Below are 13,604 nucleotides of genomic sequence, written 5' to 3'. Positions count from 1 at the left end.
CACCCTAAAACCTAGAAATCATGAAACGAAAAATACTTTATATTCTTTTAACGCTAGTAACTGCAACTGCTGTGGTGGTTGGTTTATTCTTTACATCAGAGCATTTGATGAAGAAAGAAAACCCTTTTGTACGTAGGTTTTTACCGCATCATATTGACAAAGCGAAGTATTTGGATTTGGAGGTGAATTCTTATTACATAGCAGGATTGACGAATGATACTGTTTATTTAGGCAATTATACGGCTCCGTTATTAATCACGGCTGTATCAAAAGATCTTACAGCAAAGGTAGAGCATCAAATAAAACTTGATGAAACCCAACGATCGTTTCGTAGCTTAAGTGTGCAAGTGCACAACAACGAATTCTTTGTGAGCGACGGTACTGTACCCATTATTTATAAAGGAAATACCCAGAATTGGAGCGCGCATAAATACATGCAAGCAAAAGTATACTTCTCATTACTACAGCCTTTACATGAAAATGCATTTGCATTTCGTAGTCAGCAAGCAAAAAACGGAGAACATATACTAGGCATACTGAATGTAAAAGACACTACCACATTTGAACTATACCCAACTGCTTTACAAAAACAGATAGACGGCGTATTTGATACCGACGGGCAATTGGTAACCGATAGTAAAACCAATCAAGCATTGTATACCTACTATTACCGCAACCAATATTTGGTATACCAAGTCCAATCCAACCAATTTACCCAGGGTAAAACCATAGACACCACTACCCTAGCAAAAATTAAGGTTACCCAATTAGCAAACGGCGAAAAGAAAATGAGTGCACCACCCCATAAAGTCAATGCCAAAACATACGTCTATAATGGTAAACTATACATAAAATCGGAACTGTTAGGCAAAAACGAACCCAAAAGCATGTGGCAACAAGCTAGTATAATAGACGTGTATGATTACAACAAAAACGAATACCAATATAGCTTTTATGCCTACGACCACCAAAAAGACAAGATCAAAGAATTTGCTATAAACGACCAATATTTTTTTGGATTAGTAGGGAATTCATTGGTGAGATATGAATTGAATGAACAAAAATAAAACATGAGGCAAGGAAGTAAAAAACGGATTCATATGGGGGTGACAATTGTTTTCGTACCGCTTCCTTTCCTCTACCCTAAATACTATTGGCCAATAGGCAGGACTAACGGTTGAAAACCTGTATAAAAGAGTAAACCATCCAATAAATTATCAAAATGAAAAAAAATTTTAAACAAGCCTTAGTACCATTGGCGGTAATGGTTTTTGGCGCAGCAGCAGCATTTGCAACAAATGCAGCGAAACAGAGTGATGCTATCAATGCACCTGTTACAAAGGGCTACATCTATGACACAAATCTTCCCTCAGGAACGCGTTGTGTTATGGTAGATGTTGAATGTGATAATCAGGGAGATTATATCTGTACAAATGTAAATGGCTCACATTTATGGAAGTTTGATGCAGAAACAGATACTGGTTGTACAGAATTGTTAACTAGAATTAATCCTTAATCAAACATTAAAAAAGGAAAGGCTGGATAACCAGCCTTTCTTACCTTTACATCCAATCAGGTTTCTCCCTATTTTTTAAAAAGTAGTCAAACCAATCTTTGATCTTTTTTGAAGCATCTAATTTCTTATCTTCATTTAATATTTCATGATCTTCATTTTGATAAAGTAATAATGTTACATCTTTTTTTAATTTTTGTAAAGCTACATAAAACATTACAGACTGATTCCAATTGATTTTATAATCAGCTGTACCTGCTAACAACAATAATGGAGTACTTACATTTTCAGCAAAATTTATAGGAGAATTATTTTGATATTTATCTTGTAAATTATAGATACTTCCACCCATTCGCCACTGTTGAGTTTCCATCCTCCACATGTCAGGTTCTAGAGTATTCCAGTTTACTGTAAAATAGTATGCCTTCAAATCAGCGACACCTGCACTTGAAACAGCTACTTTAAATTTATTTGTTTGTGTTATGATAAAGTTGGTTTCATATCCACCAAAAGAATGTCCGATTAAACCAATGTTATCCATGTCTACTGCATCAATACTTTTCATCTTTTCTATTACATCTTCAATACATTTAACTGCCGAAATACCAGGGCCTGAATCATCATAATAAATATCAGGCTCAATTACTATATAACCATCGTCAACATAATTTCTATAGTTAATATTACTACTCATTATTTGAGAAGGAGATTGATACTGATTGAATTCGTGTATTTTTTTTTCGTAAATTGATAATATAACGGGATATTTTTTTCCTGCAATTAACTCCTTAGGATATCTAATAGTTAATTTTCTAAGATTTCCATGATTACTTATCCAATCTAATTGCTCTGAGTGTACATTAACATTATCATCCCATGAATTACTTTGATAAAGCTTTGTTATTTTTTTACTTTTTAAATTCATTTTGAAAATAGCAGGAGGTTTATCATATGACTCTGTTATATAAGTTATTATATCCTTAGAACTTTTAACTTGTGATATTTTCCCATTTATCTCTAATAAGTCGGTTTGTTCAAAATTTTGATCGAAAATTGAAATTCCTTCTCTTTTATAGTTATGATCATTCCATTTCAGGATTATCCTTTTATTTTCTATAGTCCAATCAGTTGCAAATAACCAAGGTTCGTTGATAAATTTTATACTACTTGATATAAAATCATAATTACGATTCTTTTTAGAATTTATAGTTAGCTTTTTAAGCTTTTGAGTTTTTAGATTATACAAATAAACATCATCGATTGCTTTTAACAAAAGATAATTTTCATTATACAACACAGGTCTTTTAAGAAATGCATCTGTATTTAAATGAACATATTCTTTTTTATAAAATACAACACTGTCTAAATAAGTAATTTTCTTTTCTATTTCATTATCAATATAATACCAATTTTTATTATGAAAATAAAATAATTGCGGTTTCGAAATAAAATTAAAAACACCAGAAGGAGCCCCATTAAAAGTTCTCAAAAGTTGTCTTTCCCAATTATTTAATCTGCTTCTACTATAAACAGTAATATCAGAAAACTGTTTAGTATAATCATTATGTTCATTTATTTCATACTCATAAATTAATTCATCCTGATAATTTACCTTAAAATCAAGTAATTTTTGATCATCATAAAAGTTTATTAATTTCTGATTATTTATGTCTATTAATACCAAAGGTTTTTGTTTAAGGTACTGTTTTTCAATATTTTTAGTAATACCCCTTTCACTGCCCCGCCATATTTCAACATTAGAATTCACATCCTGATTTTTAGTTTTAGGTATTGTTCCTAAAATAATGTTACTTTTTAGCAAGTTTACAGCTGTAAACAATGTATCTATTGCATTTCCCTTATTTAACAATAAAGGACTTTTGTATACCGTTTTAAAATTATTGATTTCCTTTTTTAATATGCATATAGAGTCTTTCGAATTCCCTAATAGATAAACCTCATTATTATTATTTCCAATCACTTTTTTGAAATTAAAAAGATTCCTCAAAGGAACTACTGTTTCTTTAGGAATAGGATAATTAAAGTCAACAAGTATATCATTCTTCTTACACTTCAAAAGTAATAATTGAAGGTCATCTGAAAAATAGAAATCAGAAACATTTTCATATTTTACCAAATCTGTTCTATTCAAAGCATTGGTAATTTGAACATTTTTAAGTGTAGTTGAAACAATCAAGGTGTTTTTCTTATTACTTAAGAACATGTATTTTTCTACATTACAAAGAGTGTCAATTGCTTTCTTCTCAAAATTAACAATATAAATCTCTTTTCTCTTATTATTTTGTCCTATGAAAAGGTCGTTTGTTAAATGTACATTTACAACATTCAACAAAGTATATTTTACATCAGCTTTTGTGTCTACTAAAGTATAGCGTAATGGTTCATTCTTGTAAATAGAATAATAAGATAAAATTGTACCATTTTCACTAATTAAATCGTTTACAAGCCTTTCATTTTGAGAATCTTTAACCTGTGCAAACATGCTACATGTTAAAGAGGAAAAAATTAATATTATGTTTAACAAGCTATGTTTCATGAGCATTTTTTTTAATACCCAGCGTTTTGAGGAGCTAGATTGTTATTTAAAAGAAGTTCACTTTCGGGAAGGGGTAAAAGTTGATGAAATGGTTTCCAGTTTTGCTTAATATGTGACAAATTATTTAATAGATTTCTTCTTTTAAGATCAAAGAAACGATGTCCAAATTCACAAAAAAACTCTAGTCTCCTCTCATGTAAAATTGCTTCAATTAATTCTTCTTTACTTTGCAAATGAATACTACTAAGACCAGCTCTACTTCTAATTATATTCAATAAATTATTACCTGTTTCAAAATCTAACATTTCTGCGGCACTTTCTGCACTAACTAAATACATTTCTTCAACTCTCAAAATGACGGAATATTCTTTAGAGGGAGAACTATTACCAAGTACTTTATACTTATAAGCACATGCATAACTATCACTATCACCAATAAATTTCAACCAGTTTTTCTTTCTTAAATCACCTTTTTCAAAACTATTTATTAGCACTTCTGTAATTTTTGATTGAGGAGCTGGTATTGTTTGAAAAATATACTCAATAGCTTCTAAAGTGTTTTTAGTACTATTTTCCGCTTTAAGTTGCCAAATAGCACTTTTACTATCCTTGAGAAATACAGAATCTATTTGCTCAAGTTCATTATTTTTTATACTTATTACATCATCTGCATATTTTTTAGCACTAACCCAATCATTCTTATACAGATAAACGCGAGCTAATAAAGCTTTTACAGCTATTTGATTTAATCTGATTTTCTCTGTAGATGGATAATTTACAGTTAGTAAGCCTTCAGCCTCTAATAAATCATTTAGCACATTTTTTATTACTTCATCCACAAGCATTTTCGTAGTTATTTTATTAGCATTATAATCAGTTGTGCTTATATATGGAACTGAACCAAAAGTATTAGTAAGATAAAAATGCAGCATTCCTCTAATAGCCAATGCCTCTCCTCTTATTTGATTTTTTGTTTCTGTTGAAAGATTTGAAGAACGAGAAAGACCTTCCAAAATGCTATTTACAGAAAAAATTTGTTGATAGCTTGCAGTCCATAAATCATTTACAGCTGCATTATTACTTAAAACTGTATTTTCATAAAAGCTTTTGTGATTACTTATTTGCGGATTAACAACTTCTAATTCATCAGTATAACACCCCAATAAATAACCGCTTCCTAAACGATTACCAACAAAAAAACCATTGCTTCTCAATTGTGTATATACATTTGAAATTGCTGCCACTGCCATTTTTTCATCATCAAAAATGACGTTTTGATCTATTTGATCTTTGGGAGTTTCTATTTCTAAAAACTCTTCACACCCTAAAATTATAAGGCACAAGACTAAACTTGTTATTATTTTAATGATTTTCATAATTTCCTTTTTAAAAATTTATATTAAAACCAAAAGACAAGGTTCTTAGAGCTGGTAAAAAAGTTCCAATTGTTTCTGGGTCAGCACCCCAATACTTTGTTAGAGTAATTAGATTATAACCTTGAAAAAACATACTACAATTGGTATTTTTGATAAAAGAGGTAGGCACATTATATACAATTTGTAAAGATTTTAGTCTTAAAAAAGAAGCATCTGTAACTACAGCATCACTATTTCTAAAATTTTGAAATGATTGCAAGGCTTTAGTGTTATTACCTGCGGTTGGAATCTGGTAATATCCCTCTTTATTCTCCATTGAATAGTAATTAAGCTCGTTGTTTGATCTATTATTCATACTACCTAAATAAGTACTGTAATAGTCTGGAGAAAAACCTTGTTGTTGAACATATTGGATCATAAAATCTAGTGACCACCGTTTATATGTTATTTGATTGTGAATGCCACCAAAAAACTTAACACCAGTGTTAACAACACTCTTTCTATCTTCTAGATTAATTATCCCATCTCCATTTACATCCTCAAATATGTATAGACCTGTTTCTTTATCAATCCCTTTATAACCATACATCTTTCTAATAGTAGTAGGTTGACCAATTTCATATTGAGTAGCATAGGAAGAATCTTCTAAGTTTGGAAAAGAAATCAATTTATTTTTAGGAAAACTCATATTTACACTAGTTGTCCATTTAAATTTCTTTTTTAAAATATTTACAGAATTAAACGTAATCTCCATTCCAGAATTTTCCACAGTAGCATTTAAATTTGCTTGAACACTATTAAAACCAGTGGTTGAAGGTAAAGGTATCCCTACCAATTGATTGGAAGAGCGATTTCGAAAATAAGAAACACTTGTTGCTATGCGCCCATTAAAAAACTCTAACTCTAAAGCTCCTTCTATTTTTTTGTTAGTTTCCCAACTAAAATCAGGATTATATAAACGAATAGGTTCTAAACCAATATGATCATCATATTTTAGTCTACTAATTCCGTATGTATTTAAAAACTGGTAATCCCCAATTAAATCACTACCTGCTATACCATAACTTGCACGAATCTTACCAAAGCTTAACCAACTATTATTGTCAAAAAGCTTTTCCCTACTAAACAACCAAGCACCTCCAATGGCTCCGAAATTTCCAAAGCGATTATTGGGTCCAAAGCGACTTGATCCATCTCTACGACCTGTAATATTCAAAATGTACTTCCTATTTAAATTATAATTTAATCGTCCATAAAAAGCCGCATATTTATAAACGTTCTCCTTATCAAACAGTATTTTTTGAACAGCACCACTTGCAATGTTGTTTATAAAAGAATCTGAAGTAAAATTACTAGCCTCTATACCAAAAATATTTTGTTGGCGTTGCTCTAGAGTCCCACCTATAAGAATATCAAATGTTGAATTTTTTAATTCTTTTTTCCAGCTAATTATAGGCTCAACAATCCACGAATTTCTACTATTAATAGTCTTTAACGTTGAAGAGTTCTCACTTGTTCTCTTAAGTGAGGGATTAAAAATAGTATGAGGGATTGTTTTTGTTTCATCTGTATCAAAATAAGTAGTACCTGATTTTAATTGAACAGAAAGACTTTTGGTAATATCATAATTAAAAATAACATTGAAAAGTGTATTATTAATCTCTGATATATATTTTGATTGTAGTGCTGCAATTGGATTTTCAAAAGTGTTATTTTCCCAATTTATTTCTCCTGAAGACGTATAAAGTGAAGGTGCATTAGGTGCTAAAAATATTTTTGAAGTTAAATCAGTAGCCATTAATTTGTTCTTTTGATCACTTTTTTGAGCAGACACAAAAAACTTAAACCGTTCATCTTTTGATTGGTGACTAGCATTTAGTAAAAAACTAGTTCTTTTATATCCAAAATCTCCAGGAAAAACGGTGCCATCTTTTCGATGTGAAGCACTGAATAAATAATTTGTTTTACCAAAACCACCACCTACAGAAAACTGTGTGTTTTGAGATACTGCCTTACCACCAATAAACTCTTTTTGCCAATTAGTATAGCGGTTCTGATCCCAAGTACCGTTTACATCATAAGCATTTTTTGGATATTCTGTAATTCCGTCATTTTTAAAAGCATCATGACGCACTTGTAAATATTGTTCTGTATTCATTAAATCCATAAACTTTGCGACTGTACTTACAGAAGTAGTTGATTGAACAGCAAAAGTTGTTTTATCAGAAGTTCCTTTCTTGGTAGTAATCAATACTACCCCATTTGAACCGCGCGAACCATATATGGCCGTGGCATCTGCGTCTTTTAACACCTCAATACTTTCAATATCATTCGGGTTAATGCTGTTTAATGGACTAACATTACCTCCAGGTAATATTGTAAGTGTTAAATTTCTATCTGAAGCCGAATCTGAACTATACGGCACACCATCAACGATATACAGGGGCGCATTTCCCTCGGTTCGTAAACTATTACGCCCCCTGATCTGTATATCGAAGCCGCCGCCGGGGGTACCGCTGCTCTGCGTAATGTTCACCCCTGCCATACGTCCCTGCATTGCGGCCAGCGGGTTGGCAACTGGCTGTTGACCGATTTCCTTACTGGTGATTTTAGAAATGCTTCCTGTTCGTTCCTTATCCTTTACGCTGTAATACCCGGCATTGATGACTACCTCATCGAGCACATCATTGTCTTCTGTTAGGGTAACGTTGAGCACTTTGCTGCTAGCTTTTACCTTTTGGGTTACATACCCTAGGTATTCAAAAGTAACGGTTGTGTTTGGGGTTATTTCTAAGCTGTAGAAACCTTGTGCGTTGGTTTGGGTACCTTCATTGGTTTCGGGTTGCCATACGGTTACCCCTTCTAACGGGGTACCGTTTACACTTTTTACTACGCCACTAAGAACAGTGCGTTCTTGTGCGTATAGTTTGTTGTTGCTTAGTAACAGTAATACTAGTAGCAGCACCCACATAAGGGGTACAACAAGTGCTGCAAAAGTAATTTTTTTCATACTTTTGTGGTGTTAGTTAATAATTGGTTTAATTAATATTCATCTCTCTTGATATCGTCGCCAAACTTTGTTCAAGGGGGATTTTTTTTATTCTGCAAGGTTTTGGAAACCTTGTAGATATATGTTTTTGTTCTAATTACTTTTTAAGGTTTATAAAGCTCCTTGTTTTGTTAATAGACTTTTCATTCAACTTTTTATGGACAAAAAGTTGCAAAAGTCCCTTTTCTTTAATCTTGCCACGGCCTGAAATCGGTTAAATTACGTTTCACAATCTAACGAATCGAATTGTAGCAGAGCTACCCGATTCGTTTACGCTTGTTTCAACGATTTAACGTTCGATTTGATGCCAATGGCGCTTTTGATGTTCCTTAAAAAACTATTTACCCTTTGTCATGCCAAACTTGTTTTGGCATCGCATCTCGTTTTTTAGTTTTTTGTGAGACCCTGACCCGAGCTTGCGAACGGAACGAAGTTAAACGAGTTCAGGGTGACAATTCAGTGTAGCAACACTCGTTTACTTGCAAATGGCGCTTTTGATTCTGGTAAATAGTCAATTTTCTTTTGATTCTAATTGATTCTAAAACAAGAATTTAAAATAAACCCAAAGCTAAAGGGGCTTCTCCACAAAGCCCAAAAGGGCTTTGGGTTTATATTTTTTATTACTTTTTAGGAAGGCGTTACACATAACTTTGTTTAGGCTTTATTTTTAACTACCAATCAAACACCTGTTTTAAATACTTTAAATTTTTTAACGTAGCTATGTGTATGCTCCTAACTTACAAACTATCTTTTTATTTTATGGTTGCTGCTATAGCTGTAAGATTTATTTTTTTGATTTTTACTTCTATTTTTTCGCGCAAGCATGGGCACATAACTTCCTTTCAGGGTAAACTAACTATAAATTAACAATGTGTTTAAAACCTATTACCTGTTTTGTATTATGATTTTGAAATTGGTTATGTGCTTGGCTTTTGCTTATTGGGCAATTTTCTTTTATGTTGTTGAGGTTGTCTTTCATACCGCATCCGCTAAAGCGAGACAAGCATGCGGTATCACATCCTATTTTTGCGTACAGTTTGTCATCTTGAAAGAAGTGAAAGATCTTTTTCAATTCCTAATCTCTATTGTTAATGACTTCAAGATTATGGATTTTCTCTTCTTTACGTCCAAGTCATTATTTAACAGCTTGGAAGTCGTGAACCTAAAGGTTTATAACTAAAGAAGCAAAGTTTCTTTTCTTTTTATTCTTGCCGCGGCCTGTAATCGGTTAAATTGCGTTTCACAATCTAACGAATCGAATCGTAGCAGAGCTACCCGATTCGTTTACGCTTGTTTCAACGATTTAACGTTCGATTTGATGCCAATGGCGCTTTTAATTCTACTTAATAAACTATTTCACCATCCTTCTAGCCCAAATTGGACTATTCATCACAATTAAAAAAGCCGACATTAGTTTTTTAACGAGTGTCAAAAAGTTGAACTTTCCGTGAAAAGAAATGCTGTCTGAACGCAATGAAATGGAGTGAAATCGAAGATTCACGAACACTAAAACAAAATAAAAACGGTGAGTAGTTTATTTCTTTTAGGAAAGGAAACTCATTTTGACCGTTAAAAAAATAGAGTCTTGATTTTTTGTAACTTTTATCTCTACCTTATCATTTTTACATTTATGAATCGATGAATCTTCGATTTGTATCAAGACAAAAGGTAAAAGATAAATTAAAAACTATAATTTTCAATTATCATCTTTTTTTCTTTCATAAGGAGATTTATTTTGTACAATCCCGATTTCTTAAAAAAGAACATTTCTTTCTCCTCTTCTTTACGTCCAAGTCATTATTTAACAGTTTGGAAGTCGTGAACCTAAAGGTTTATAACTAAAGAAGCAAAGTTTCTTTTTTTTAATCTTGCCGCGGCCTGAAATCGGTTAAATTGCGTTTCACAATCTAACGAATCGAATCGTAGCAGAGCTACCCGATTCGTTTACGCTTGTTTCAACGATTTAACGTTCGATTTGATGCCAATGGCGCTTTTAATTCTACTTAATAAACTATTTCACCATCCTTCTAGCCCAAATTGGACTATTCATCACAATTAAAAAAGCCGACATTAGTTTTTTAACGAGTGTCAAAAAGTTGAACTTTCCGTGAAAAGAAATGCTGTCCGAAGCGAAGCAAGTTTATTTCTTTTAGGAAAGGAAACTCATTTTGACCGTTAAAAAAATAGAGTCTTGATCTTTTGTAACTTTTACCTCTACCTTATCATTTTTACATTTATGAATCGATGAATCTTCGATTTGTATCAAGACAAAAGTTAAAAGTAAGATTCAAAACTTAACTTTCTAATTTTTCATTGAGCTTGAGTTCACTACTTATTTGAAATAAAATCAATTGAATCAATATGTTAAAGAACGTATTTTACTTATTTACTTTAATTCCTTGGTTACTCGTCACTTAATTTCCTTGTCATTTACAAACAATTTTGTATCTTTAACTACTTCTTAGTGAAAAAACCTTTGTTAGATACTTATGTATTTTCTAGGTTTTCTATGTATTTTAGAAAAAAAATCCACTTTTTGCCGTTTTTGATTAACGCTCTACTCATGCACTATCCATGCCTTTAGTATGCTTTATCTATGGAGCATCCCCCTAGTTGCTATTTTAGAATATTTTTCGGTTGGTGGTTTTCGCTTAATCCTAGAATAACTATACCTATTTTTAGGTAAATACTACCATAGCTATACACCTATTACTTTTTCAATAAAATAGGCGTTTTTAAAAAAAGTTGCTTCACCATGCGTACTACTTTAACATATTATTTGTTTTATCTAAAAAAAGAATCTATTTTTAAGGTGCGAAAATAAAAATACGATGCCTTTGTTTTAGATGGGTAGTTGGCTATGGGGTACGTGGTATTAAGGCATAAAACCAAAGTATTGACTACTTGCCGTTTATGCTTTAAAAAACACCACCCTTTTTTAAGGATGAAGCAACCATTAGGTACACCAACTAAATTGTTGTTATGGTGGAAATTTTTGGGTTTGTTCTGTTTTCGTTCTCATAGGTATTACTATTTATGGTTATAGAACGATGTCAATCTATTTAAAAAATGGAAGAGTATAAAAAATCCAACAGACGATCTAAGCTCCTTCAATATCGTGCGGAAATCCGGTAAGAAAACCTAAGAGATTAACTCTTGCCCATTGAAGTACAAACGCATAGACCGCCCGCTGGAATATCGCAAATATAAGATAATTCCAGATCATTGAGGGCGACCTTGGTTTCTCTCTAGGGCTTTAATTTACCGGATTATTTCCCGAATAGAGAGACATCTAATGTTAAGATTTACATTCTTAACGTTTTATGTCGCATTAAACTAATACAAATATATAAAGTTGGACGTTAAACGCCAAACTTTTTTTTAAAAATATTTTAATATTTATGAAAATTAATAAATTGGGAATCGTTTTTAAAGAGAAAAAAATTCAAAATAGAGTACTTGCTAGGTATTTTGATAAAGATGAATCAACAATTTCTAAGTGGAGAAATAATAAACGCCAACCTTCACTTGATGAACTTTTCGAAATTGCAAAACTACTACGTGTTAATATACATGACTTAATAGAACCAACTTCGTGGAAAGGTGAATCATCTGAAACTTATGAAGAATTTTCAAAGAAGATTAAAGAAAACAAATAAAAAATCATTAAAAAACACTTATGAAACATGGAAAAAATTACAATTAAAGAATTAATTGAATTCAGAAAAAAAGGTTCTGAAAAAACAAAAAGAAATTTTGCTTTAAAACTTAAAACAAGGAAAGCTAAGGTCAAAGATAGTGAGGATAAAAGTGGTGGTAACTATTGGAGTATTAGCAATAGTTCTATTTATAACACCTTCAAACGGGGAAAGGATGAATTTTATGACGAAAAAATTGATGAGGTAACAGACAAATATAGTAAAACTACTTCTCTGAAAGACAAGACAATGTATGAGAGAAATTTAGATATTCTTAGGAACTTCAAAGAATTAGATATTTTAAGTTTAAGACCAGATCATATAATCAATTTTGAAACAGTTGAAAGAACATCTAAAATAATTTCGCTACAAAACTTACCCATATATATTAATCCAAATTTGGTATTTATTTTTGAAGAGAATGGAACTGAAACCATTGGAGGAATAATACTAGTACCTCAACTTAATGGTTTTACAAAGACAGAGCTGGGACTTTTCTGTGAAATACTTTATAAGTTTTTGTTTGACAAATATTCTGGTGAATATTCAATTTCTCAACAATACTGCATCGCGATTGACACTTATAATGCTTCAAGTGTGACTTATCATGAAATGATTAATACAAGAATACCTTCGATATTAAATTCAACTTTATTGGAAATTAAAAATATATAAAAATGAGGTTGAATAATTAGTTGGAATAAAAAAATAAACTATTATAGAGTATCCATGATATAAATTATGACAAAAAGTACTACAGAAACCACATCAGGTCAATTATACCTAAATAAAGACTTCAGCGTTGAGCTTAATTATAAATTTTGGACAACAAAAGGAGCAAGATTTACTGCTAGTTCAAGATTAAAAAAAATCAATCGATTATCATCATACTCTATTGGATTTCTTTCTGGCTATATGATCATTATAGGATTATTAAGTGTATTTAAATTAAATAATGATCAATTAATTCCAAGTAATCAGTTAGGATTTATTACAACTGGTTTATCAATACTGATTTTGGTATTTAGCCAACTTGAGAGTGCAAATGATTATGCATTAAAAGCTGATAAATTCCATAACTGTGCGTTAGAAATTGGCGAACTATATAATAAGCTCCGTTACTTAAAAACAAACTTTAAAAATGAACAAGAAATAAATAGTCTTGCAGAGGAACTTTCTATAGAATATGGCAATGTATTAAAAAAATATGAAAATCATGAGCCTATAGATTTTGAATATTTTAAAACTTCTAAAAATGATTACTTTAAATTATCAAGATTAAAAGTTTTTAAAATTCAGTGTGAGTACTATTTCAAAACAAAATTTTTATATCATTTTTTAATAATTGCACCTGCACTTATTATTTACATGATATTAAAATGGTAGTAATAAACACATAAATCTATAGAAC

General features: G+C 31.2%; 8 protein-coding genes. 5 read left to right on the top strand and 3 right to left on the bottom strand.

The genetic code is table 11. The annotated features are described in order from the left end of the window. Positions 1–20: 20 nt before the first annotated feature. Both H1R17_RS10095 and H1R17_RS10090 read left to right on the top strand, forming a co-directional pair. Complete coding sequence (locus H1R17_RS10095; RefSeq protein WP_163430973.1) at positions 21–1,067, top strand: hypothetical protein; 1,047 nt, start codon at positions 21–23, stop codon at positions 1,065–1,067. A gap of 155 nt (positions 1,068–1,222) precedes the next feature. Next, positions 1,223–1,516: a DUF6520 family protein gene (locus H1R17_RS10090; RefSeq protein WP_163430972.1), complete on the top strand. Its 294-nt coding sequence runs from the start codon at positions 1,223–1,225 to the stop codon at positions 1,514–1,516. Positions 1,517–1,562: 46 nt separating this feature from the next. Here the strand turns inward: H1R17_RS10090 and H1R17_RS10085 are convergent, their stop codons facing one another. Genes H1R17_RS10085 through H1R17_RS10075 form a run of 3 tightly spaced genes read right to left on the bottom strand, consistent with a single transcriptional unit; the run spans position 1,563 to position 8,456 of the window. Further along, on the bottom strand, positions 1,563–4,070 hold the full coding sequence (locus tag H1R17_RS10085) for a S9 family peptidase (protein ID WP_163430971.1): 2,508 nt from the start codon (positions 4,068–4,070) through the stop codon (positions 1,563–1,565). An 11-nt stretch (positions 4,071–4,081) separates the two neighbouring features. Further along, positions 4,082–5,446 (bottom strand): RagB/SusD family nutrient uptake outer membrane protein, encoded by a 1,365-nt coding sequence (locus H1R17_RS10080; protein ID WP_163430970.1) that lies wholly within the window; start codon positions 5,444–5,446, stop codon positions 4,082–4,084. Positions 5,447–5,456: 10 nt separating this feature from the next. Then, entirely contained in the window at positions 5,457–8,456 is a 3,000-nt protein-coding gene (locus H1R17_RS10075) for a SusC/RagA family TonB-linked outer membrane protein (protein WP_240453315.1), read from the bottom strand. A 3,440-nt stretch (positions 8,457–11,896) separates the two neighbouring features. Here H1R17_RS10075 and H1R17_RS10070 point away from each other — a divergent pair. The 3 genes from H1R17_RS10070 to H1R17_RS10060 all read left to right on the top strand — a co-directional run bounded on the left by H1R17_RS10070 (position 11,897) and on the right by H1R17_RS10060 (position 13,579). Continuing rightward, a complete protein-coding gene (locus tag H1R17_RS10070; protein ID WP_205600649.1) occupies positions 11,897–12,154 on the top strand; it encodes a helix-turn-helix domain-containing protein in 258 nt (85 codons plus the stop codon). Positions 12,155–12,181: 27 nt separating this feature from the next. After that, positions 12,182–12,868, top strand: coding sequence for a hypothetical protein (locus H1R17_RS10065; RefSeq protein WP_163430969.1), 687 nt, complete (start codon positions 12,182–12,184; stop codon positions 12,866–12,868). Positions 12,869–12,934: 66 nt separating this feature from the next. After that, positions 12,935–13,579 carry an SLATT domain-containing protein gene (locus H1R17_RS10060; RefSeq protein WP_163430968.1) on the top strand — a complete coding sequence of 215 codons (645 nt, stop codon included), beginning with the start codon at positions 12,935–12,937 and terminating at the stop codon, positions 13,577–13,579. The last annotated feature ends 25 nt before the right edge of the window (positions 13,580–13,604 follow it).

The sequence above is a fragment of the Flavobacterium sp. xlx-214 genome (genome assembly GCF_013874595.1).
In the GTDB taxonomy this organism is placed as follows: Bacteria; Bacteroidota; Bacteroidia; order Flavobacteriales; family Flavobacteriaceae; genus Flavobacterium.
This window is presented reverse-complemented; position numbering and strand designations above follow the sequence as displayed.